Origin of the sequence: Arthrobacter sp. CAN_A6, from assembly GCF_015751715.1 — a bacterium.
Taxonomy (GTDB): domain Bacteria; phylum Actinomycetota; class Actinomycetes; order Actinomycetales; family Micrococcaceae; genus Arthrobacter_D.
The window spans coordinates 14,665-38,373 of sequence record NZ_JADOUV010000005.1; the positions used below are offsets into that span (position 1 = coordinate 14,665).

The following is a 23,709-nucleotide window of genomic DNA, read 5'->3' on the forward strand; positions in this document are numbered from 1 at the left end:
GTGGCTGTTCCAAAGCGGAAAATGTCCCGCGCGAATACACGTGCACGCAGGTCCCAGTGGAAGGCAACCGCCCCCAAACTGGTGAAGACCGTGGAGAACGGCCGCGTAACCTACAGCCTTTCCCACCAGGCCAAGGTCGTTTCTGACTCCGCCGGTACCCCGCTGTTCCTTGAGTACAAGGGCCGCAAGGTAGCCGACGTCTAATAACGGATCGCGGCGGCGGAAGGCCCTTCGGCCCTGGCTGCTGATCGCGCCTTATGCGGAAGCGTAAGTGAACGTGGCTGATACAACAGAACTGACCCAGCGTCTCGGCGTCGACATCGATGCCGGGACGCTTCGTCTTGCCCTGACCCATCGCTCCTATGCGTATGAGAAGGGCGGCATTCCCACGAATGAGCGGCTCGAGTTCCTGGGGGACTCGGTGCTCGGCCTGGCCGTGACGGACGCCCTGTACCGGGAGAACCCGGACCTGTCCGAGGGCGACCTCGCCAAGCGGCGGTCCGCCGTCGTCAGTACGCGCGCCCTCGCGGGTGTGGCGCGCAGCCTGGACCTCGGCCGGTACATCCTGCTCGGCCAGGGCGAAAAACTGACGAACGGGCGCGACAAGCCATCCATACTCGCGGACACCATGGAAGCGGTGATCGGTGCGGCGTACCTCAGCCACGGCATCGAGACTGCACGGGCCATGGTGATGAGGCTCATCGCGCCACTGCTGCAGGACTCGGACGTGCTCGGCGAAGGCACCGACTGGAAGACACGGATCCAGGAACTCGCGGCCGCGAGACGGCTCGGCGTCATCGACTACCGGGTGACAGGCACCGGGCCCGATCACGCGCGTTCCTTCGAGGCGCTGCTGGTGATCGGCGGCACGCCCTACGGTGCGGGGACCGGCAACTCGAAGAAGGAAGCCGAACAGGCTGCGGCGGAGGCGTCCCTCACCATGCTCCTCGGATCCACGAGCCTCGCCGACAGCAAGTAGGCCGGTTTGCCTGAGCTGCCCGAAGTCGAGGTGGTCCGGCGCGGCCTCGCCCGCTGGGTGACGGGGCGGAGAATCGACGACGTCGAGGTTCTCGACCCTCGGTCACTGAGGCGCCACGCGCTGGGGCCGGAGGATTTCCGGAGCAACCTCGCCGGCTACCGGGTCACCGATGTGGTCCGCCGCGGGAAATTCCTCTGGATGCCCCTGGGCGAACCCTCGCCGGACGCCGAGCCGGTGAACGGCGGATCACCGGTGGCACTCATGGCGCACCTCGGCATGAGCGGCCAGCTGCTCATCGAGGACCCCGGCGCGCCTGACGAAAAACATCTCAAGGTACGGCTCAGTCTGTGCACCGCCACGGACGACGACGGCAAAAGCCTGCCGGGCGAATTGCGCTTCATCGACCAGCGCATCTTCGGCGGGATGTTCGTCACGTCCCTGCAGCCCACCGCCGACGGCAAAGCCGGTGGACGAGGGAGCAGCGGACTTCCCCTGATCCCCCGGGAAGCTGCCCATATCGCCCGGGATCCTCTGGACCCTGCCTTCTCCTTCGAGAACTTCTTCGCGCGCGTCCGCGTCCGCCGGTCGGGAATCAAGAGAGCACTGCTCGACCAGGGGCTGATCTCCGGGATCGGCAACATCTACGCCGACGAAGCCCTGTGGGCGGCGAAGCTGCACTATGCGCGCGCCACCGACACGCTCCGCAGATCCGAGGCCCTCCGGCTCGTGAACGCCTGCCGGGACGTCATGACCCGCGCGCTCGACGCCGGAGGCACCAGCTTCGACTCCCTCTACGTCAACGTCAACGGAGCTTCCGGGTATTTCGAACGCTCCCTCGAGGCCTATGGGCGGACGGGTCGGCCCTGCCGGCGGTGTGCGCTCACAGGTAGGAAGTCACTGATCAGGCGGGACACCTTCATGAACCGTTCTTCTTTCAGCTGCCCCCGTTGCCAGCCGAAACCGCGCCCCCGCGCGTGAACTGACGGGTGAATCTGTGGCACAAGTTGCGCCGAACTTGAGGTAATCCGCGGGCATCCTGCGGGTTTCCGCAAGCCCTCAAACACTGCTGTGATCCAAATGTGACAATACCGTGTTCATTGGGTAATCTTTAGAGCGCGCCGGTCCAGAGGGACTGGTGCCCTTGGTCAGACTGCCTAACCCTGTCGGTGACCGAAGGAACCGTTCGTACACATCCGACAGGGGCGGGGGAACCGATAGCGGGCTTTCTCTGGAAAGCCCTAGGGGTAAAGACGCAGACGGAACACATCCACATGGGATGCGTTCCGAGACTTGTGTCCGGGTGTCCCACCCGAACCCGACAGCTAACTTCGTAGGCATTGGGAGAGGCACATCCATGTCCAAGAATCGTCATGTCGCGCGCCACAGGGCAACCCCCGAGCGCACCAACCACTTCAAATCCGCAACGCGTGCGGTATCAGCAGCAGGTCGCCCCGCAGCTGTAGTAGTCGCAGCTTCGGGCATCCTGCTCGGCGCAGCGCTTCCCGCTTCGGCTAGCGCAGTTGCCCCAGCAGCCCAGGCTGCAGCAGCAGGCTCCTACACCGTCCAGTCGGGTGACACCCTCGGAAGCATTGCTTCGGCTCACGGTGTCAGCCTCAGCGCAGTCTTCGCGGCCAACGGCCTCAACGGCTCGTCGGTCATCTACCCGGGCCAGAGCATCGCCCTCTCGGGCGGCGCAGCAGTTGCTGCAGCACCCCAGGCACAGGCCGCAGCATTCACTGCTCCCGCCGCCGTAGCCGCTCCCGCCGCGGCTCCTGCCATGAACTTCGCCGCTGCGAACACCGGCGTCTCGCTCCAGTCGGGCGGTATCACCCCGATCGGCGCAGCTTCGACGGCACCTGCGAGCTCGAAAGCAGCCACCATCGCTGCAGCAGCAAAGGCTCAGCTCGGCGTCTACCAGGACTGCACGATGCTTGTTACCAACTCGCTCAAGGCCGCCGGGATCAACTTCCACGACTGGCCAGCTGGCTACCTCAGCCTTGGAACCCAGGTGAGTGCTGCCGCAGCAGTACCGGGTGACCTCATCTACTACACCAACGGTGGCGCGGGAGTACCTCACATCGCCGTCTACATCGGGGGCGGTCAGGCCGTCCACGGTGGATTCAACGGCAACCAGACCGTTGTAGCACCGGCCGAGCTCGGCTCCGGTGGCGTCTACATCCGCGTGAGCTAGCATTACCTCTCGGGCTTCGGCTCTCCCAGTGGGACATTGATAAGGACCGGCAGATTCGTCTGCTGGTCCTTATCGTTTAATATGCTGCCCGTGAGGGCTTCTGCAACCGGCTGCGCTCAGCGCCGGTAGAACTCCTCGAGCTTCCGCAGGCCCTGGTCGATGGAGACCGCAGGCCGCCAATCGAGCAGTGCCCGGGTCTCGCGTTGGTCGAACCAGTGGGCGGTGGACAGTTGCTCGGCGAGGAACCGGGTCATGGGAGGTTCGTCGGTTGCCCCTGCAGCGGTCCACACCCGTTCGACGACGGAACCGGAGGTCCGAGCGAGCGCGCCGGGGACATTCCATCGAGGTGGTTCCACGCCTCCGGCTCGGCACATTCCGGCGATCAGCTCACCGACGGGACGCGGCTCACCGTTGGTGACCACCACCGCGCGGCCCTGCATGGAGTCGATCCTTCGGAGGCATGCGACGATTGCCGACGCCGCGTTGTCCACATACGTGGTGTCGATCAGCGCAGTACCGCCGGCAACGGTCGGCAGGCGCCCCGCCCGGGCGCGAGCGATGACCCGCTCCACGAGCTGGGTATCACCGGGACCCCACACGATGTGCGGACGCACCGCTGCGACCCGAAACTCCGGAGCGGACATTCCGAGCGCAAGCAGCTCCGCAAGCGCCTTCGACCGGGCATACTCACCGCGCGCTGTGGCAGGCTTGGCCGTCGTCGCTCCCAGGCCGACGATCGGTTGCCCAGTATGGGCGACCGACGGCGAGGACACGTAGACGACGTCGCGCACGCCTGCCCGGCGGGCCGCCTCGAGCAGATTCCGCGTGCCTTCGACGTTGACGGCCTCGAACTCGGAGCGGGGTCCCGTGAACGAGACCTTCGCCGCGAGGTGGATCACGGCGTCCATGCCGTCGACGGCTCGGCCCAGTGCTGCCCGGTCCGTCAGTGATCCCTCGCAGTCAGTGACGCCGGACAGCCCCGAGGGGCGGCGTTGCAGCGTACGCACCGACTCGCTGGCAGTGACCAGCAGGGCTGCTACGGCGCCGCCGAGCATCCCGCTTGCTCCGGTGACGAGTATTCTCACGGGATTCGGGAACCGCTGCCCGCAAGCACCGCGCCGGCCCGCTTCGCCACTTCGGAGCGGTCGATCTTCGCGTTGTGGCGGATGTCCACGGGCAGTCCCGGCACCGTCAGGACTGCCGCCAGTTCAATGCCGGCCGTTCGCGCCATGTTCCGGGCGCGTTCGGTCAGCACGGAATCGGCGAGTACGGGCTTCCGGCCTCGCCGACGGTTCCTGCCGGGTGCGGGATCGGGCTCGACGACGGCAACGATGGCCTGCGTGCCCGTCGGTCCCACTCCCACGACGGCGGCGAGGCGCACGCCCTCGAGCTTCTCAAGGGCCTGCTCGAGGCCGACCGGAGTCAGCACAGCGCCCGGTGTCGTGATGATATGGCCGAGCCGGCCTTCCACCCACAACCGGCCTGCTCCGTCGAAATGGCCGACATCGCCGGTGCGGTGCCAGGGGGCGGTGCGGGAGGAGATTCCCTCGGTACGCCACAGGCGGTGGTACCGGCTCTTGACGTGGGGGGCGTCCACCAGGATCTCACCGGTGATGCCTGGCTCCGTGGTGGGAGTGCCGTTGGGGACGCCGTCGTCGGACAGAGCGCTCACAGCAAGCCGTGCCCCCTGGACTGCATGGCCCACGCACACTCCGTTTCCCGCGCCGGGCATCGTTCCCGCGGCGTCCGCCTCGGCGGCCCGGATCCCTTCGAGGTCGATGTTCGAGACGGGCAGCGCCTCGGTCATGCCGTACGGGGTGTGGAGGGACGCGGCGGGCAGCAGTTCCTGCACCTGCTCGAGGAGGAGTGCCGGGACCGGCGCTCCAGCCGAAAGGACGGTGGTGACCCTGCCCAGGGCCTCCGCGCCGGAAGGGGTCAGGCCGCCCTTCGTCGCGACGAGGTTGCGCAGGGCGGCCGGGGCCGCGAAGACGGAAGTGGCATCGATGGCCCGGGCGGCGTCCGCCAGCGCCCGTGCCGTGAGGGTCCTGGGCGCGGTGACCTCCATGTCAGGGGTGACGGAGGCGGCTCCGAGTGCCGGTCCCAGCAGGGCGAACGGCGCAAAACCTGCAACAAGGGCACCTCCCGGACCGAGCCCGAAGGTCCCGCCGACGGTGTCGCGCATGCCGGAGAGCTGCCGGTGGGTGTACACCACGCCCTTGGCCGGTCCGGTGGAACCCGAGGTGAAGAGGATGGCGGCGTCGGCGTCGGGGTCTGGGTTCCCGAAGGATTCCGGGGGAGTGGTACGCAGCGTTTCAAGGGATGACTCGACCCGGAGGGCACGCTTCCCGGCCGAGAGTGTGCCAACACTGATCCGCCGCCCGGGCCAGCCGAAGAGCCTCGCCGCCAGGAGCGCGCGCTCGATGCCGATGACGACGTCGGGCACGCTGCCCTTAACCGCACGGGACAGGCCCTTCGTTCCGAGGCCCGCGTCGGCGACCACGATGACGGCGCCGATCCGCAGGCAGGCGTAGATCAGCACGGTCAGGTCAACACCGGGGGGGACCATCAGGCTGACGCGGCTTCCGGCGCCCACTCCGAGGCGGGCCAGGCCGGCCGCCACGGCGTCGACGTCGTCGGCCAGTTCCCGCCACGACAGCGAACGCCGGATGCCGTTCCTGCCCATTTCCGCCACGGCGAGCGAGTCCTGCTCAGCCCCCGCCGAGCGCTCCTGCAGCTGGTGCCACAAGAAGGTGTGGGAAGGAGCCGCAGGGGGCGGGGCCGAGGCCGTAGCTTCCCGGGATGTGGCAGGGAAGCGTTCGTCGAGCCAGCTGAAGATCGTTCCGGCAACATCGGCGTCCTCCTGGAGGAGGTGGCCGGCGTCCTCGAACCGGTGCACGTCGGCGGAGGGGAGCCGCCGGGTGAGGTCCTCGAGATAGGTGTCGGTGAAAATGGGGTCTCGAGGACCCCACACCATCAGGGACGGCACGTCGAGGGTGCGGATGCCCTCGGCGATGTCGGTCAGTGTCGCGTAGCTGGGGTGGGAGGGCTCCGCGGGGATGTCGGAGACGAAGTTGGCGATGCCTGCGCGGTCGGCGCGTGTCCGGTAGGGGGCGCGGAAGGCGGCATGGACGTCGCGCGGGAGCTTCGGGCGTGCAAGGGCATGCGTGACGTCGAGGAAGGCCGACGTGGTCTGCGTTCCGAGGCGGTGCACCCCGGGCAGGAGGGCCAGACGCAGCAGGGACGGGATGGGCTGCGTCGGCTCCTGGTGAATGGCGGTGTTCGTGAGGATGACGCCGGCGAGGTTCGACCGGTTACGGTGCGCGTACCCGAGGCTTACCACGCCGCCCCAGTCGTGGCCTACCGTGACGAGCGGTCCCTTAAGGGAGAGTGCTGCGGTGAAATCCTCGAGGTCGGTCACCCGGTCGGCGAGCCGGCGGAACGTCCGGGTGCGGCGGGAGAATCCCATGTCGAGCTGGTCGACCGCGACCACCCGCCAGCCCTCGGACACGCCCCGGGCCAGCAGGGTGCGCCACAGATAGGACCAGGTGGGATTGCCGTGGACGCACAGCAGCGTTCCCCGCACGGCGGTTCCGGCCTCGGAAAGCTGGGGCCCGTTGTCCAGGTAGTGCCACGAGTTGACCGTTCCCGGGTTGTCCGCCGCCGAGGTGGAGGGCACATCGGAATAGGTCGACCACGCCGGGTCGACCCCGGGCAGTGCTACCACGCAATCTCCATCATCGAGGTGTTGAGACCGGATCCGACGCCGAGGCAGAGTACACGGTCGCCCGGCGAGAGCGACTGCGCCTCCTGCGCGAGGGTCATCGGCAGGGACGCGGGACCGACGTTCCCCCAGTGGGGGAACGTGATGGGGACGCGTTCGCGGACGAGGTCGACCGCCTTGATGATGGCGTTGGTGTAGGAGTTGGACACCTGGTGGGTGACGTAGCGGTCCATGGCGTCCCACTTCCAGCCGTCGGCCTGCGCCTCGTGCCAGGCGGTCACCACGAGCTCCAGCCCGCCGTCGAGCAGTCCCTTGGTGTCGGTGTACATGCCGTCGATGCCACCGACGCACAGCTCATGGTGCTGGGTTCCCGCACGTGAGACGCCACCCAGGATGCGGTGGGAGCCGGGATGCTCGTCGGCCGGGCCGATCACTGCGGCGGCCGCACCTGAACCAAGTGTCAGGGTGGCGAACTCGCTGAGGAAGTCCTGGCGGGTGGAATCAGGCCGGTTGAGGCGCTTGAAGGTGGCTTCCTGGGTGCTCTGGGCATCCTCGCCTGCCACGATCAGGGCGTATTTGATCTGGCCCGAGTCGATCATGTTGGCGGCAAGGGTGATGCCGTTGACGAACCCGAGGCAGGCGTTCGCCAGGTCGAAGTTCATGGCCGACGACGGCAGGCCCAGGGTGTGGTGGATCTTGACGGCAACCGAGGGCTCGAGGTTTCGCCGCGTCACCGAGGTGTTGATCAGCAGTCCCACCTGGCTCGGCTCGATCCCCGCCTCGGCCATGGCCTTGGCTCCCGCCTCGATGGCGGCGTCGTCGAAATCGGATCCGGGTGACCACCAGCGCCGTTCGGTAACTCCGGCAACCCTCTCCAGGAGGCGCTTGGACAGCCGAAGCCGTTTGAGGCTCGGCGCCAGCCGTTCGTCGAACTCTGCGGAAGTGACGACTACCGGCGCCTCCACGCTCGTGACGGCCAGCAAAGCCGTGTTGTCATGTCGGAACGTCGCGTTACCGGTCAAATTTCCTGCCTCGTCAACTGTTCAGCACCATTGGCTGGCCACTGGAGTCCGCGGGGGATCCGGCCAAGGAGCTCTGGGATTCTGTCGAACCTTTTGCTAAGCCTACTTCTTAATTTCTGCGCTGGTCACACTTGTTTGTCCACAGGACTGCAGGGGATGCACGCCCGGGTCCGCCCAACCCAGTAGATTTGAAAGACCCAACCCCTCTGGAGAGCCTGACCATTGTGCATTTAAAGAGTCTAACCGTGCGAGGCTTCAAGTCTTTCGCTTCCGCGACGACTTTCGACTTCGAACCGGGCGTCACCGCTGTTGTGGGTCCGAACGGTTCGGGAAAGTCCAACGTGGTCGACGCCCTCGCCTGGGTGATGGGCGAACAGGGGGCGAAAACCCTCCGCGGCGGAAAGATGGAGGACGTGATTTTCGCCGGGACCTCGGGCAGGGCGCCGCTCGGCCGTGCGCAGGTATCGCTGACCATCGACAATGCCGACGGCGCGCTGCCCATCGAATATTCCGAGGTCACCATCTCCCGGACGCTGTTCCGTGCCGGCGGTTCGGAGTACGCAATCAACTCGAAAAGCTGCAGGCTCCTTGACATCCAGGAACTCCTGTCGGATACCGGCATGGGCCGCGAGATGCACGTCATCGTGGGACAGGGACAGCTCGACCGGGTGCTTTCCGCAACGGCCGAGGAGCGCCGGGGTTTCATCGAGGAGGCAGCCGGCATCCTCAAGCACCGGAGGCGGCGTGAGAAGACGGTGCGGAAGCTGGACGCGATGCAGGCCAACCTCACCAGGCTCACCGACCTGACGGGGGAGCTCCGCCAGCAGTTGACCCCGCTGGGCAAACAGGCCGAGGTGGCACGGCGGGCGCAGCAGGTCCAGTTCGAGGTCCGCGACGCGCGCGCCCGGCTTTTCGCCGACGACCTCTTCCGCCTCACCGAAGCCCTCGCCAGGGAGGAAGCCGACGAAACGGCGCTGCGGGAGCGCCGGGCGGAAGTCGAGCAACGCCTGCAGGCAGGCAGGGCACGCCAGGCCGAACTCGAGCAACTCGCTGCGGCGGCCACGCCCACCCTCAACGCGCTGCGGGATGCCTGGTACGCGCTGTCCTCCTCCCGCGAGCGGATCCGCTCCCTGAAAACCGTGGCCGAGGAACGACGACGATTGCTGGGCAGCGCCGACACCAGCGCCGATACGGGCCGCGACCCCTCAGAACTCGGGCGTTCGGCGGAACGCGTGCGCGGCGAGGAGCGCACGCTCGCCGGGCGGGTCGACGGGCTCCGCACCGCGCTGGATACCGCCATCGGGCATCGCAGGGCCGCCGAGGATTCGGCAACAGCAGAGGAGAAGCGCCTTGCCTCGCTGCTCCGTGCGGCAGCCGACCGGAGGGAAGGCGCAGCACGGCTGACCGGTTCGGTGGGGGCGGCGAGGTCGCGCGTCGAAGCCGCAGTCGCCGAGCTGGGCCGGCTCCGCACCTCGATCGCCGCCGCCGGCGAGCGCCGGCAGGCCGCCGGCCAGGAATTCACCGCTCTCGAGACTCAGGTTGCAGGCGTGGAGCAGGGGGAGGAGGGGCTCGACGCCGACTATGAGAAGGCCTCTGCGGCGCTCGAGGCCGTTCGGGAGGCGATAACGGCCATTGCCGGCGAGGAGCGGACCGCGGATCGGGAGCGGGGTGCCCTTGCCGCACGGCTCGAGGTGCTGCGGGAGGGCCTGAAGCGGCGCGACGGCTCGCAGGTGCTGCTCGATTCGGGGCTCGACGGCGTCCTCGGCCCCCTCGCCGCGTCCCTCCGCATCGCTCCGGGGTGGGAGAGCGCAGTCTCTGCGGCCCTCGCCGCAGTGGCCGACGCCGTCGTGGTGCGGGACGGCGGCGCGGCGACGGCGGCGCTGCTGCGGATGAAGCACGACGACGCCGGGCAGGTGGTGCTCGTGATCCAGGGCACCGGAGAACAGGGCATGGGAGAACCGGGCTCCGGAGAACCGGGCTCCGGTGAACCGGACGCACCAGCTGGGGACCAGCCATCGGCTTTCCTTCAGGAGCAGGACGTCCGGCCCGCGATGTCCCTTCTCGAGTGCAGCCGGGAACTGACGGCTCCGCTGACGGCCCTGCTGCACGGAATCGTCATGGTGGAGGACCTCGAGGCCGCGGAGGCCGTCCTGGAAGGTGCAGGGCAGAATCAGAATCAGAATCAGGATCGGGACAGCAGCCGGGATGGCAGTCCGGCCCCGGTGGCCGTAGTGACCCGGAACGGGGACGTCGTCTCCCGCCATCACGCCCGCGGAGGTACCCCCGGCGCGCCCGGCATCCTCGAGGTGCAGGCCGCCGTCGACGACACCGCCGCGCGGCTCGCCGACACCACTGCCCGCCTCGAGCAGGCAAGGTTCCGACGGGCGGGTGCCGAGGGGGAGCGGCAGCGAGCTCAGGAACGCGCTGACTCGGCCCTCCAGCGTCTCCACGAATCGGACGCGCGCCATGCGGCGGTCGCCGAGCGGCTCGGGCACCTCGGTGCGTCGTTGCGTTCCGCGGTCGGTGAGACGGACCGCCTTGCCCAGCTGGCAGCGGCTGCCGAGGTGAACCTCGCGGTCGAGGAGGAAAAGCTGGGAGTGGCCGCCGGACGGCTCGCTGCCGTCCAGAACCTTCCCGAGGAGGCCGAGCCGTCCACCTCGGACCGGGACCGGCTCGACGCGGCCGCGGTGCAGGCGCGCTCGGCCGAGATGGAGGCGCGCCTTCAGCTGCGCAGTGCCGAGGAGCGACTGAGCGCGCTGGCCAACCGGGCAGCGTCCCTCGAACGGGCTGCGGCCGCGGAACGCCAGGCGAGGCTGCAGGCCGCCGAACGCGCACGGCTGCGGCAGGTGCAGGCGGACAAAGCGCTCGCCGTGGCACGTGCTGCCCACCGGGTGCTCCAGTTCCTTGCGGTGTCCCTGGATGAGGCAGCAAGGCAGCGCGACGCCGCGGAAGAGGTGCGGGCCACGAGGGACGTCGAGTTGGCGGGCATCCGCACCACGAATGACGACTTCGCCGCCGAACTGGCGCGCCTCACCGACTCGGTGCACCGTGACGAACTGGCCCGCGCTGAGCAGCGGCTGCGCATCGAAGCACTCGAGAACCGCTCCATCGAGGAACTGGGCCTCACTCCCGAACATCTCCTGGCCGAATACGGCCCCCACCTGCCCGTGCCCTCGAGAACGGCGAGCACCGACAAGTGGGCGGAGCTGCGTGCTCCGGTGGACGGGGAGGGCAAGGTCCTGCCGCAGGGCATCCCCTTCGTTCGGGAGGAACAGGAGAAGCGCCTGCGGAAAGCACAGCGCGACCTGTCGGCGCTGGGCAGGGTCAACCCGCTGGCCCTCGAGGAGTTCGCAGCTCTCGAGGAGCGCCACCAGTTCCTCAGCTCCCAGCTGGCTGACCTGAAGGCCACGCGGAAGGACCTGCTGGACATCATCCGGGAGGTCGACGAACGCGTGGAGCAGGTCTTCACCGCCGCGTTCGAGGACACCGCGGTGCAGTTCGAGCGCGTGTTCGGCAGGCTCTTCCCGGGCGGTGAGGGGCGGCTGGTGTTGGCGGACCCCTCGGACCTGCTCACCACCGGCATCGAGGTCGAAGCGAGGCCCGCCGGGAAGAGGATCAAGCGGCTCTCGCTGCTGTCCGGTGGCGAGCGTTCGTTGACCGCCATCGCCCTGCTCATCGCGATCTTCAAGGCACGGCCGTCGCCGTTCTATGTGATGGACGAGGTGGAGGCGGCGCTCGACGACACCAACCTCGGGCGGCTGATCAGCATCCTCGAGGAGCTGCGGGAATCGAGCCAGCTGATCATCATCACGCACCAGAAGCGCACCATGGAGGTGGCGGACGCCCTCTACGGGGTCACGATGAGAGGCGACGGCGTGTCCACCGTGATCAGCCAGCGTCTCGTGGAGGCCTGAGGCGACTGCCGGTCCCGGGCTACGCGGGTTCCCCGGCGTCGCGGGCCGGAAGGGTTTCCCGGGCCTTCAGCCACAGGAGGCCGGCCCACGCGGCGAGCAGGCCGGAAATCGAGAACGCCATGCCGAAGGATCCGAAGACGAAGTAGTCGACGATCAGGCCGGCCAGTACCGGTCCCAGGATGGCGCCGAGGTCCGAGCTCATCTGGAATCCCGCGAGTACCTTTCCACCACTGCGGCCGTTCCCGACGACGTCCGCCACAGCCGCCTGCTGCGCCGGATTGAGGAGCCCGGTGCCCAGGCCGCCGATGGCACAGACTGCGAGGAACACCGGCACGCTGCCGCTGAAGCCGAGCGCCACCATGGCAGCGCCGTTCACTGCGAGGCCCACCAGCACCAGTGGCCGCCGTCCCCAGGAATCCGCCAGCCGTCCTGAGAAGGTCAGGGCAAGGGCGGTGCCCGCTGCGAAGCACGCCAGGGAGATGCCCGCTATTTCCGGGCCCGCGCCGAGGACCGCCGTCGCGAACAGCGGGACGAGCGCCATGCGCACCCCGAAGGAGGACCAGCCGTTGGCGAAGCTCGAGACCAGGGCGGCACGGTACGCCGAATCCCCGTAGGCCTCCCGCACCGACAGCACGGGCAGCGGGGCCGCCTTCTTCCGGTCTCCCAGCGGAGTGTCCTTGAGCTGGAAGAACACGACGGCGGACGCCACGAGCAGGGCGCCGGCGTACACCAGGAACGGCACACGGAGGCCGTACCCCGCGAGCAGGCCTCCCACCAGCGGACCGCCGATGCTGCCGAGGAGGAACGCCGACGCATAGGCACTCGAGACCCGTCCCCGGATCCCCGGCGGTGCAAGGCGCACGATCAGGCCCATCGCCGAAACGGTGAACATCGTGGATCCGATCCCACCGAGGCCGCGGAAGACCAGCAGCTGCCAGTAGTTTCCCGCGAACGCGCACGCCGCGGTGGACAGCGCGACGATCAGCAGCCCCAGGATGTACACCGGCCGTTCCCCGAGCCGCTCGATCAGGTGCCCGCCGGCCGGCGCGAAGACCAGCCGTGTGAAGGCGAAGGCGCTCACGATCACCGAGGAAGCGGTCACGCCGACGTCGAAACTCTGGGCGAACTGGGGCAGCACGGGCGCCACGAGGCCGAAGCCGATGGCGATCACGAAGGCGGCGGCGATCAGGACCCGGATCTCGCGGGGAATGCGCTGGACGGCAACCGAATCCGTCGTGCGGCGGCGCTTCTGCAGGCGGGGGATTCGAATCATAGTGAGCAAAGTCTTTCACTACCGGCGGAGGTTCCTTAATCGGGTGGTGTGAGAAGGTGGAATGGTGAACGAGACCCTCCAGATCGTAATCTTCGTCGTCCTTGCCATCGCTGTCCTCGGCTCCCTCGCAGTAGTCCTCCTCAAGGGGCGCCGCACCCCTCCGGGGCTGTACACCTCGCAGCGCGACGACGACGACACCCCCGGCTTGCGGGGGCACGGGTCCACGTCCACCGACCTGCTCGACCGCACCTCGGGAACTGACGCTGGGACCGATACCGCGCCCGATGTCGTCGTGCCCGATGACCTCAGCGGGCTCGACCAATCCACCACGACGGTGCCGCTCGACACCCCGGACACCGTGCAGGGCCGGCTCGCCCGGCTCCGGGCGCGGCTCGTGCGCTCCAACAACGCACTGGGCAAGGGACTGCTGGCCCTGCTGTCGAGGGACAGGATCGACGAGGACGTGTGGGACGAGGTCGAGGAGACCCTCCTGATGGCCGACCTCGGCACCGAACCGTCGATGGAGCTTGTCGACGCGCTGCGCGAGCGCGTGAAGGTCGCCGGCAGCCGGGATCCCGCCGAGGTCACGGCAATGCTCCGTGAGGAGCTCATCAAACTGGTGGACCCCACCATGGACCGTTCCCTGGCGACCCAGCGCCACGCCGACCGGCCCGCGATCGTGCTGGTGGTCGGCGTCAACGGCGTCGGCAAGACGACGACGGTGGGAAAGCTCGCGCGCGTCCTCGTGTCCGAGGACAAGGACGTCCTCCTGGGGGCGGCGGACACGTTCCGTGCCGCCGCAGCCGAGCAGCTCGCCACCTGGGGTGAGCGTGTGGGCGTCGCCACGGTGAGGTCAGACGTCGACGGCGCCGATCCCGCCTCCGTCGCGTTCGAGGCCGTGAAGGCCGGAATAGATCAGGAGGTCGACGTCGTCCTGATCGACACCGCGGGCCGCCTGCAGAACAAGGTGGGCCTGATGGACCAGCTCGGCAAGCTCAAGCGCGTCATCGAGAAGCAGGGCACCGTCGACGAGGTACTCCTGGTCCTCGACGCCACCACCGGCCAGAACGGCCTGAACCAGGCGAAGGTCTTCTCCGAGGTCGTCAACATCACCGGCATCGTCCTGACCAAGCTCGACGGGACAGCGAAGGGCGGCATCGTCGTCGCCATCCAGCGCAGCCTCGGCGTTCCCGTGAAGCTCGTGGGCATCGGAGAGGGCGCCGATGACCTGGCGCCCTTCGACGCCGAAAGCTTCGTCGACGCGCTCCTGACCTGAGCGAACCCGGCCGGCGACCCCAAAACACTCCTGAAACACGACCGTCACGATCCTTTTACACCGGTGAGGCTTCTGTAACCTCCCGGTAACGAACCGCCTCAGGTGGCGAAACACCGGCCCGGCACTCTTGAAGTGCGGGAAGTGCCCGCCTTCTTCGAGAGGATCGTGCTGATGGATCTGACAGCAGGTCACGTCTGGGTAATGATTTCGGCGGCCATGGTGCTCCTTATGACTCCAGGCCTGGCATTTTTCTATGGCGGGATGACCCGCGCCAAAGCTGCACTGAACATGATGATGATGAGTTTCGTCGCCGTAGGGCTCGTCGGGATCGTCTGGGTTCTCTGGGGCTACTCCATGACCGGTGGCGAGGGGATCGCCCAGCTGTTCGGCAATCCGTTCGCTTCCTTCGGCCTCACGGGCCTGATCGGCACCGAGGACATGATCGGAGCCGGCTACGGGGCGACCTTCGCGATCATCACCGTCGCGCTCATCAGCGGGGCCATCGCGGACCGCGCCAAGTTCGGTGCCTGGACGCTCTTCGTTCCCATCTGGGTCACCCTGGTCTACTGCCCACTGGCCTTCATGGTGTGGGGCGGTGGACTCCTCAGCGCCGACGGCGCCGTGGGCAGCGCCGTGGGCGAGGCCATCGACTTCGCGGGCGGCACCGTCGTCCACATCAGCGCAGGCGTCGCCGCACTGGTCCTCGCCCTCATCCTCGGCAAGCGCCAGGGTTTCGGCAAGGATCCCGCGCAGCGCCCCCACAACATCCCCCTGGTCATGCTGGGTGCCGCCCTCCTGTGGTTCGGCTGGTTCGGTTTCAACGGCGGCGCAGCAGGCACGGCGGAAGAGGCAGGACTCATCTGGGTCAACACCATGGCGGCCCCGGCGGCGGCCATGGTCGGCTGGATCCTCACCGAACGCTTCCGTGACGGCCGCCCCACCTCGCTCGGAGCGGCCTCGGGCATCGTCGCAGGACTGGTGGCCATCACCCCCGCATGCGCCAACGTCAGCCCGGTGGGCGCGGTGTGCCTCGGACTCGTGTCCGGCGCGGTGTGTGCGCTCGCGGTCGGCATCAAGTACCGGCTCGGCTTCGATGACTCGCTCGACGTCGTCGCCGTCCATCTGGTGGCCGGCATCACCGGCACCCTTGCCCTCGGTTTCATCGCCCTGCCCGTGGACGGCGCAGGTGGCGGACTCTTCTACGGAGGAGGTGCGGGCCAGCTGCTCGCCCAGACGGTGGCGGCAGTCGTGGCGATCGCGCTCTCGGCGATCATGACGGCGATCATCGGGCTGGGGATCCACAAGACCATCGGCTTCAGGATCACCCCTGATGACGAGGTGTCCGGCGTCGATCTCTCCGAGCACGCCGAAACCGCCTATGAGTTCGGCGGACTGGGCGTCGGAGGTTCCTTCCACCCCTTTGCAGAGCAGGCTAAGACCAAGCAGAACGTCCCGGAGGCCGTGAATTCATGAAACTCGTTACAGCAATCGTCCGCCCGGACAAGCTCGACAGTGTACGGGGCGCCCTTGAGAACTACGGGGTCCAGGGACTGACCGTGAGCCAGGCCAGCGGCTACGGCCGCCAGCGGGGCCATACCGAGGTGTACCGCGGGGCCGAATACACGGTGGACCTGCTGCAGAAGGCCCGGGTGGAAATCCTCGTAGCCGATGCGTGGGTCGTGGACATCGTCGACGTCCTCGTGTCCACCGCGAATACCGGTCGGGCAGGCGACGGGAAGGTGTGGGTCACCGCGATCGAGGACGCCGTCCGCGTCCGTACCGGAGAGCGTGGCGACGCCGCGCTGTAGGAGGAGGCGGCGCGTTCGCTACCGGTGTTTCCGCTGGTTGACGTGCCGCCCGAGTAGTCAGCTGGTAGGCGCTGCTCCCCAGGAAGCGGGACCGGGGGAGCCGGCCCTGTACTCCTCGAGGGGGACCTCGTCCGAGGCCCAGGCGGCGAGGACCGGCTCCACGATCCGCCAGCAGTCCTCGGCGGTGTCACCGCGGACGGACAGCGTCGGATCCCCGGCCAGGACGCCGTCGAGCACCTCACCGTAGGGCAGCAGGTCGGTGGCATTGAGGTTGGCGCTCAGGACCGCGCGGTCGAGCGAAAACATGTCGCCCGGGCCGTTGACGTCGAGCTCGAGCTGCAGGGTGTCCGGACCGAATCCGATGCGCAGGCGGGTCGGCGCATCCTGGCCGGTGAACCCGGTGGGCACATGGCTGACCGGTTTGAAGGTGATGATGGCTTCCTTGCGCTTGGCACCTAGTGCCTTGCCCGAGCGAAGGATGAAGGGGACACCGGCCCAGCGTTCGTTGTTGATCGATACCACGACCTCGGCGAGGGTCTCTGTTCCCTTCGAGGGATCCACGCCCGGCTCCGCTGTGTAGTCCGGGACCGACCGGCCCGCGATATCTCCGGCGGTGTACCTCGCGCGCCGGCTGCTGGCCGGATTACCGAGATCCACAGTGCTCGCCCTCAGGACGGAACCGATGTGGTCGCGCAAGTCACGTTCATGGAGCGTGGACGGCGCGTTGAGGGCGAGCAGCGCCATGACGTGGAGAAGATGGCTCTGGATCATGTCGCGGAGGGCGCCGGCGCCGTCGTAGTACCGGGCGCGGTTCTCCAGCGACAGGTCCTCGTCGAAGATCACTTCCACCTTCTCGATGTGCAGGCTGTTCCACACCGGTTCGAGGATGCGGTTGGCGAAGCGAAGGCCGAGGATGTTGAAGACTGTGGCCTTGCCGAGGAAGTGGTCCACCCGGTGGATGTTCTGCTCCGGCACCAGGGCGGCGAGCTTGGTGTTGAGGGCATGGGCCGAGGCCTGGTCGGTGCCGAAGGGCTTTTCCATCACCAGGCGCGTGCTCTTCGGGAGCGCACCCGCAGACAGCGCCGAGCAGGCCTTCTGGCTCACCGCCGGAGGGAGGGCGAAGTAGATGGCCACCGGCCCCTCGAGACCCGCGACGAGGGTCGCAAGGGCACCCTGCTTCGTCACGTCGAGGCAGGTGTACGTGCTGCCTTTCCGGACGTCCTCGAGGGCGGCCCGACCGGCGTCGTCCGCGCTCTCCCTGGCCCCGGCGAAGGAGGAGTCGATTCTCTCCTGCCACTGTTCATCCGACCACTCGTCGGAGCCGGCGCCGACGAGTTTCAGGCCGTCCGCGCGGCCCAGACGGATCAGGCGCGCAAGTCCCGGCAGGAGAAGGCGACCCGTGAGGTCGCCCGATGCACCGAGGATCAGCAGGGTCCGAACGCGGGTGTCGGCGTCGGCCGGAATGGTGGTGTGCTCGGCAAGGGATTCGGCAAGCGAAGAAGTATCCACTCCTCCACACTGCCACTTTCCGAAGGAGCTGTCTTTCGGCCCGGCAGTCCTGCAGGCTGGAGTACCCGGGGAAGGCGAGTTGATACCCTAGGGAGTTGAGTCCGCAAATCTTCCGATGAAAGTAGTTTCCGGCACGTGTTCAATTCACTCTCCGACCGGCTGACAGCAACCTTCAAGAACCTCCGCGGCAAGGGCCGCCTGACCGAAGCCGACATCGACGCCACCGTCCGCGAGATCCGCCGGGCCCTGCTCGATGCGGACGTGGCCGTTTCAGTGGTGCGTGCCTTCACCGCACGGGTCAAGGAACGCGCGCTGGGGCTCGAGGTGTCGCAGGCGCTCAACCCGGGCCAACAGATCGTCAAGATCGTCAACGAGGAGCTCGTCGGCATCCTCGGCGGCGAAACGCGCCGGATCCGCCTCGCCAAGAACCCGCCGACCGTCATCATGCTCGCAGGGCTGCAGGGCGCGGGAAAGACGACGCTCGCCGGCAAGCTCTCGAAGTGGCTCAAGGGGCAGGGACACAGTCCCCTCCTCGTCGCGTGTGACCTCCAGCGGCCGAACGCGGTCAAGCAGCTCCAGGTCAACGGCGAGCGTGCCGGCGTGCCGGTCTTCGCACCCCATCCCGGTGTCAGCTCCGAGTTCGAATCAGCCACCGGCGATCCCGTCGCCGTCGCCCGCCAGGGCGTGGCCGAGGCACGGGCGCGGCTCCACGACGTCGTCATCGTCGACACCGCCGGCCGGCTCGGCGTGGACGCCGAGCTCATGCAGCAGGCCGCAGACATCCGCGAGGCCATCAACCCCGACGAAGTGCTGTTCGTGATCGACGCCATGATCGGCCAGGACGCCGTCAACACGGCCCTGGCCTTCGACGAGGGCGTCAACTTCACGGGCGTGGTGCTGACCAAGCTCGACGGCGATGCCCGCGGCGGCGCGGCGTTGTCCGTCGCCTCGGTGACCGGCAAGCCCGTGATGTTCGCCTCGACGGGTGAGGGCCTCAACGATTTCGAACTGTTCCACCCGGACCGCATGGCTTCGCGCATCCTCGACATGGGCGACATCCTCACCCTGATCGAGCAGGCCGAGAAGTCGTGGGACTCGGACGAGGCCGCCCGGATGGCGAAGAAGTTCGCCGACCAGGAAGACTTCACCCTCGACGATTTCCTCGCCCAAATGCAGCAGATCCGCAACATGGGCTCCATGAAGAAGATGCTCATGATGATGCCCGGGGCCGCGGGCATGCGTGAGCAGCTCGAGAATTTCGACGAGCGTGAGATCGACCGCGTCGAGGCGATCGTGCGGTCGATGACCCCCCACGAACGCGTGGCTCCGAAAATCCTCAACGGCTCGAGGCGCGCCCGCATCGCCAAGGGCTCGGGTGTGCACGTCTCCGAGGTCAACGGCCTGCTGGAGCGTTTCAGCCAGGCCCAGAAGATGATGCGGAAGATGGCCGCGGGCGGCGGGATGCCCGGAATGCCGGGGATGGCCGGACCCAACGGATTCCAGGGTGCACGGAAGACGAAGGCTGCGGCCAAGGGGAAGAAGAAGCCCCGCTCGGGCAACCCGGCGAAGGCCGCGCAGGAACTCCAGGAGGCGGAGGCACGGCGGATTGCCGCTCGTTCCGCCGCCCCGACGGGCGCCGCGTTCGGTGGGCAGGGCGACTTCGATCCGTCATCGCTCAACCTGCCCAAGGGGTTCGACAAGTTCCTCGGCAAGTAGGGGCGACGGCAGGAAAATCGGCAGCATGACGCAGGAACGCATCGTCTTCGTCCACGGCGGCGGTTCATTCGGGGCTGCCGCCTGGCCCCGGCAGCACGGACTGTCCCTCGACCATGACTGTCTGTTCCTCCGGAGGTACGGCTTCGATGCCGATGCTGAGCCGCTGCCCACGGACCACGCCGAGGACGAGCGCATCATCACCGAGGCGCTCGGCGGTGGGGGTCACCTCGTGGCGCATTCACAGGGGGCCGTCTCTGCGATGCTGACGGCGGTCGAACGGCCTGACCTGATCCGTTCGCTGACGCTGGTGGAGCCCGCCTGCCTGTCGCTCACTGCCGACCTGCCCGCCACCGCGGCCCACATCGATCTCGTGGCCCCGCTGTTCGCGCGGCAGGACACCCTCACCGATGAAGAGTTCCTCCAGCGGTTCGTCCGGCTGACCCTTTCCTCCGAGGCGGAGCCTCCGACCACCTCGGAGGCACGGCGGAACGCACGGCGTCTTCGCCTGCAGGCACCGCCGTGGACGGCCCCGCTGCACATCGTGCCGGGTATTCCGACGCTCGTCCTGACGGGCGGGTGGGAGCCGCTGTACGAGGAGGTTGCCGAGTACCTCGCCGGGACTGGCGCACAACACCGCATCACCGCGGGTGGGCACCGCCCGCACGACACGGCGGAGGGCGACGCCGTCGTCCGCGGTTTCATCCGGGGCACCCCGTCCGGCACCTCCCTCCCGGAATAAGTTGAACCTTCAAGTAGTTGACCCAGGAACAGGGGGAAACCGACTACACGAGGGGCTCGCCATGCAGCAGGAATCCGATTTGTTGCCATCCGCCACGGGGATGGGAACCGTCACACTGAAGGTCGACAGCATCGCGACGATGGCTGCGTACTACCAGGCCGGCCTCGGGCTCGAGGTGCTTGCGGAATCCGCCGAAGGGGTCGACCTCGGGCGGAAGAATGCGCCGCTGATCCGTCTCCAACCGGCCGCCGGCCTGCGGCTGCCGTCCCAGGGCGAGGCCGGGCTCTTCCACACGGCGCTGCTCTTCGAGAACCGCGCCGACCTCGCGGCCACCGTGCTGAGCGCGGCGCAGGCATCCGCCGGAACCTTCGTGGGCAGCGCGGACCACCTTGTCAGTGAAGCGTTCTATTTCGCCGACCCGGAGGGCAACGGGATCGAGCTCTACTTCGACAAGCCGCGGGACACCTGGCAGTGGACGGGGTCGGGGGCGCAGAAGTCGGTGGTCATGGACAACGTCGCACTGCCGGCACGGACCTACCTCGAGGACTACCTGACCGAGGATGCAGTGACCGGACAGACCCAGGCTGCGGCCGGCGTCGGGCACGTGCACCTCCAGGTGGGTGACGTGCCGACAGCGGAGGCCTTCTACGTGGGCATCCTCGGTTTCGAGCGCACTGCGGGATGGCACGGCCAGGCGCTCTTCGTCTCGGCCGGCGGGTACCACCACCACATGGCCATGAATGTCTGGAACAGCAGGGGGGCCGGTCCGCGCAAGGACACCCTCGGGCTCGGCGAAGTCCTCATCCACGTGCCCGCACCCGACGAGGTCGATGCGCTGGCGGCACGGCTCGCAGCAGCGGGAATCGACCGGCATTCCACCGGAGCGGAACTGTGCTTCGAGGACCCCTGGAAGAACCGGATCCGGGTCCGCGCGGGCTCGCCGGGCGCTGGAATCGCGCAACCGGCCTAGGTCTGGCACAATAGAGGCGTACTCGATCCGGGCAGCCCCTCTCTCTGCGCGTGAATTGTGTCCTTTGAACCCTTCCTCATGGCCCGCCCCACGGGAGCAGAAGGTCTGGGTTCGCCCCTTTCATCATCAAGGAGTGACCACACAAGTGGCCGTAAAGATTCGCCTGAAGCGCATGGGAAAAATCCGTGCACCTTTCTACCGTGTCGTCGTCATGGACGCACGCGCCAAGCGTGATGGCCGTGCCCTCGAGGAAATCGGTAAGTACAACCCCACCGAGGAGCCCTCGTTCATCGAGATCAACTCCGAGCGCGCCCAGTACTGGCTCGGAGTCGGCGCACAGCCCACCGAGCAGGTCTCCGCGCTGCTGAAGATCACCGGTGACTGGCAGAAGTACAAGAACATCGAGGGCCAGGAAGGCACTCTGAGGACCAAGGCACCCAAGGAAGCATTCGTTGCTCCCGACAAGGGCTCGGTCATCGTTCCTGAGGCCATCACCAAGAAGTCCAAGAAGACTGACGACGCCGCTGCGGAAGCAACCGAGGCTGAGTAAGTTGCTTGCCGAAGCGCTTGAGCACCTCGTGCGCGGAATTGTCGACAACCCGGACGACGTCCGGGTTGCGGCAAAGAACAACCGCCGCGGCGAGACCCTGGAGGTGCGCGTCCACCAGGAAGACCTGGGACGCGTCATCGGCCGGCAGGGCCGGACCGCACGGGCGCTCCGCACCGTGGTCTCGGCGCTCGCCAACGGCGAGCCGGTCCGCGTCGACGTCGTGGACACGGACCGCCGTCGGGCCTAGCCCTGGGCGCCAGGCGCTTCTCGTTTCCTGTTCGGCCCCGCACCAGATTCTGGAGTGGGGCCGAACTCGTTTTTCCATCCCCATCCACTCGCCAGCCACTCGCCGCAGGAGCAGCACCATGGAAGTACTCGTAGCCCGGATCGGCAAGCCGCACGGTATCAAGGGAGAGGTCACCGTCCAGCTCTTCACCGATGCTCCCGAGGACCGCTTCGAACCCGGTGCGGTCTTCCGTGCCGAAGGTGCGCCCACGGCTGAGCTGACCGTGACGAAGGCTCGCTGGAACAAGGACATCCTCATCGTGGGGTTCGAGCAGATCCCCGACCGCAACCGGGCGGAGACGCTGCGGGGCGCCAGCCTGTTCATCGACAGTGACACCACCGAGGACGACGAAGAGGACGCCTGGTACGAGCACGAGCTCGTGGGCCTCTATGCCCGGGTCGACGGCGAGACGGTCGGCAAGGTCACGGCGCTGCGGACCATGGCCGTCCAGGACCTCCTCGTGGTCGAGCTGACCGGCGGGCACGAAGCACTGGTGCCGTTCGTCGGGAAGATCGTTCCCGAGGTAAATCCCGAGGGCGGCTACGTGTCCATTCTTCCTCCCGCCGGGCTGTTCGACCTCAACACCCCCGGCTCCAATCAGGCGCCCGACGACGGCGACGACGTTTCCGGAACGCTTCCGGGTACCTTGCCGGGCACCGGTGACAGTGACGCTGACAGTGATGCTGCGGGCCGGACCGACTCCTAGTGCGGATCGACGTCGTCACCATCTTTCCGGAGTACCTGGCGGCCCTCGAACTCTCGCTGATCGGCAAGGCGCGCCAGGACGGGCTCCTGGACGTTCGCGTCCACGACCTCCGAGCGTTCACCACGGACCGGCACCGGACCGTCGATGATACCCCGTACGGCGGCGGGGCCGGAATGGTGATGAAGCCCGAGCCGTGGGCGCTTGCCCTTGAGTCGATTGCGGCGGAATCGACCGTGCGCCCTACCCTTGTGGTCCCGTCTCCCGCCGGCGAGGTCTTTCGTCAGGCGACGGCCTCCGAATTCGCCACGCTCGACCACCTCGTGTTCGCCTGCGGACGCTACGAGGGTATCGACGAGCGGGCGATCGAATGGGCGGAGGAGTCCTTCGAGGTACGTCCCGTCAGCCTGGGGGACTATGTGCTGAACGGCGGTGAGGTGGCAGTGCTCGCCATGGTCGAGGCCGTGGGGCGGCTCATCCCGGGTGTCGTGGGAAATCCGGAGTCCCTGGTGGAGGAATCCCACGCTGACGGACTGCTCGAATACCCCGTGTACACCAAGCCGTCGTCGTGGCGTGGCCGGGACATCCCGGAGGTCCTGCTCAGCGGGAACCACGCCAGAATTGCTCAGTTCCGCCGCACGGAGCAGTACCGGCGCACCGCGCTCCGCCGTCCTGACCTGCTCGCGTCGGTCGAGGCCGGGTCGCTGACCGGAACCGACCTCACGGCTCTCAGCGGGGCCGGCTTCGTGGTCGTCGACGGGGTTCTGGTGCGCAGGGATCCCGCCGGCTCCTGAAGGGCGCCTCGGCCCTCCGGGGGAAACACGCTAGCTGCGATTCGCCGCTGTGCCGCAGGTATGGAATACTTGGTGCTTGTGTCTGCTGGGCTGGACCCTGCCACAGGGGGTGTGCGGCCAACAGTTCTACACACCGGCGTCCGGAGATCCGAACCGCCGGTACACCTTTTTCGGCGGGAATTGCTGCGCTCCCCGCGAGCCGGCCTTGACCGCCGTGACCCACGTGAATGACCTGTGGCGTTCACCAGGAGAAGCACC

Annotated in this window: 20 protein-coding genes and 1 riboswitch; of the genes, 15 read left to right on the top strand and 5 right to left on the bottom strand. The window is 67.7% G+C overall.

The features are described 5' to 3' along the window. The 4 genes from rpmF (at position 1) to IWX75_RS09775 (ending at position 3,170) form a co-directional block, all read left to right on the top strand. Entirely contained in the window at positions 1-204 is a 204-nt protein-coding gene (rpmF, locus tag IWX75_RS09760) for a 50S ribosomal protein L32 (RefSeq protein WP_026532986.1), read from the top strand. Positions 205-277: 73 nt separating this feature from the next. Beyond that, a complete protein-coding gene (gene rnc, locus IWX75_RS09765) occupies positions 278-979 on the top strand; it encodes a ribonuclease III (RefSeq protein ID WP_196822080.1) in 702 nt (233 codons plus the stop codon). A gap of 6 nt (positions 980-985) precedes the next feature. Beyond that, positions 986-1,957 carry a bifunctional DNA-formamidopyrimidine glycosylase/DNA-(apurinic or apyrimidinic site) lyase gene (gene mutM / locus IWX75_RS09770; protein ID WP_196822081.1) on the top strand — a complete coding sequence of 324 codons (972 nt, stop codon included), beginning with the start codon at positions 986-988 and terminating at the stop codon, positions 1,955-1,957. A 163-nt stretch (positions 1,958-2,120) separates the two neighbouring features. Then, positions 2,121-2,330, top strand: a riboswitch (cyclic di-AMP (ydaO/yuaA leader). A 3-nt stretch (positions 2,331-2,333) separates the two neighbouring features. Next, positions 2,334-3,170 (top strand): LysM peptidoglycan-binding domain-containing protein, encoded by an 837-nt coding sequence (locus IWX75_RS09775; RefSeq protein WP_196822082.1) that lies wholly within the window; start codon positions 2,334-2,336, stop codon positions 3,168-3,170. A 116-nt stretch (positions 3,171-3,286) separates the two neighbouring features. On the opposite strand, the gene IWX75_RS09780 is transcribed toward IWX75_RS09775, so the two are convergent. From IWX75_RS09780 to IWX75_RS09790, 3 genes are read right to left on the bottom strand one after another with little or no spacing between them, the layout of a single operon-like run. Then, positions 3,287-4,255: an NAD-dependent epimerase/dehydratase family protein gene (locus tag IWX75_RS09780; RefSeq protein WP_196822083.1), complete on the bottom strand. Its 969-nt coding sequence runs from the start codon at positions 4,253-4,255 to the stop codon at positions 3,287-3,289. Then, entirely contained in the window at positions 4,252-6,894 is a 2,643-nt protein-coding gene (locus tag IWX75_RS09785) for an alpha/beta fold hydrolase (protein ID WP_196822084.1), read from the bottom strand. Before IWX75_RS09785 ends, IWX75_RS09780 begins: the two co-directional genes overlap by 4 nt. Then, positions 6,888-7,913 (bottom strand): 3-oxoacyl-ACP synthase III, encoded by a 1,026-nt coding sequence (locus IWX75_RS09790; protein ID WP_196822085.1) that lies wholly within the window; start codon positions 7,911-7,913, stop codon positions 6,888-6,890. The genes IWX75_RS09785 and IWX75_RS09790 overlap by 7 nt, the downstream gene beginning before the upstream one ends. A gap of 224 nt (positions 7,914-8,137) precedes the next feature. On the opposite strand from IWX75_RS09790, the gene smc reads away from it, so the two are divergent. Beyond that, complete coding sequence (gene smc / locus IWX75_RS09795; protein ID WP_196822086.1) at positions 8,138-11,827, top strand: chromosome segregation protein SMC; 3,690 nt, start codon at positions 8,138-8,140, stop codon at positions 11,825-11,827. Positions 11,828-11,846: 19 nt separating this feature from the next. On the opposite strand, the gene IWX75_RS09800 is transcribed toward smc, so the two are convergent. Further along, the gene (locus IWX75_RS09800; protein WP_196822087.1) at positions 11,847-13,100 is read right to left on the bottom strand and encodes an MFS transporter; all 1,254 of its coding nucleotides are present in this window, start codon (positions 13,098-13,100) and stop codon (positions 11,847-11,849) included. A gap of 64 nt (positions 13,101-13,164) precedes the next feature. Between IWX75_RS09800 and ftsY the strand changes: the two genes are divergently transcribed. The 3 genes from ftsY (at position 13,165) to IWX75_RS09815 (ending at position 16,184) form a co-directional block, all read left to right on the top strand. Then, the gene (ftsY, locus tag IWX75_RS09805; RefSeq protein ID WP_196822275.1) at positions 13,165-14,376 is read left to right on the top strand and encodes a signal recognition particle-docking protein FtsY; all 1,212 of its coding nucleotides are present in this window, start codon (positions 13,165-13,167) and stop codon (positions 14,374-14,376) included. Positions 14,377-14,547: 171 nt separating this feature from the next. Beyond that, complete coding sequence (locus IWX75_RS09810; protein WP_196822088.1) at positions 14,548-15,849, top strand: ammonium transporter; 1,302 nt, start codon at positions 14,548-14,550, stop codon at positions 15,847-15,849. Beyond that, on the top strand, positions 15,846-16,184 hold the full coding sequence (locus IWX75_RS09815) for a P-II family nitrogen regulator (RefSeq protein WP_196822089.1): 339 nt from the start codon (positions 15,846-15,848) through the stop codon (positions 16,182-16,184). Before IWX75_RS09810 ends, IWX75_RS09815 begins: the two co-directional genes overlap by 4 nt. 57 nt (positions 16,185-16,241) lie before the next feature. On the opposite strand, the gene IWX75_RS09820 is transcribed toward IWX75_RS09815, so the two are convergent. Continuing rightward, the gene (locus tag IWX75_RS09820) at positions 16,242-17,693 is read right to left on the bottom strand and encodes a glucose-6-phosphate dehydrogenase (RefSeq protein ID WP_334684243.1); all 1,452 of its coding nucleotides are present in this window, start codon (positions 17,691-17,693) and stop codon (positions 16,242-16,244) included. A gap of 135 nt (positions 17,694-17,828) precedes the next feature. On the opposite strand from IWX75_RS09820, the gene ffh reads away from it, so the two are divergent. From ffh to trmD, 7 genes are all read left to right on the top strand, one after another. Then, positions 17,829-19,409 carry a signal recognition particle protein gene (ffh, locus tag IWX75_RS09825; protein WP_196822090.1) on the top strand — a complete coding sequence of 527 codons (1,581 nt, stop codon included), beginning with the start codon at positions 17,829-17,831 and terminating at the stop codon, positions 19,407-19,409. Between the two features lie 25 nt (positions 19,410-19,434). After that, on the top strand, positions 19,435-20,148 hold the full coding sequence (locus IWX75_RS09830; protein WP_196822091.1) for an alpha/beta fold hydrolase: 714 nt from the start codon (positions 19,435-19,437) through the stop codon (positions 20,146-20,148). Between the two features lie 61 nt (positions 20,149-20,209). Continuing rightward, complete coding sequence (locus IWX75_RS09835) at positions 20,210-21,118, top strand: VOC family protein (RefSeq protein ID WP_196822092.1); 909 nt, start codon at positions 20,210-20,212, stop codon at positions 21,116-21,118. Positions 21,119-21,263: 145 nt separating this feature from the next. Next, complete coding sequence (gene rpsP, locus IWX75_RS09840) at positions 21,264-21,668, top strand: 30S ribosomal protein S16 (protein ID WP_196822093.1); 405 nt, start codon at positions 21,264-21,266, stop codon at positions 21,666-21,668. Position 21,669: 1 nt separating this feature from the next. Further along, the gene (locus IWX75_RS09845) at positions 21,670-21,915 is read left to right on the top strand and encodes an RNA-binding protein (RefSeq protein ID WP_026532846.1); all 246 of its coding nucleotides are present in this window, start codon (positions 21,670-21,672) and stop codon (positions 21,913-21,915) included. 118 nt (positions 21,916-22,033) lie between these two features. After that, positions 22,034-22,660, top strand: coding sequence for a ribosome maturation factor RimM (gene rimM, locus IWX75_RS09850; RefSeq protein WP_196822094.1), 627 nt, complete (start codon positions 22,034-22,036; stop codon positions 22,658-22,660). Further along, positions 22,660-23,451 (top strand): tRNA (guanosine(37)-N1)-methyltransferase TrmD, encoded by a 792-nt coding sequence (gene trmD / locus IWX75_RS09855; RefSeq protein WP_196822095.1) that lies wholly within the window; start codon positions 22,660-22,662, stop codon positions 23,449-23,451. Before rimM ends, trmD begins: the two co-directional genes overlap by 1 nt. The last annotated feature ends 258 nt before the right edge of the window (positions 23,452-23,709 follow it).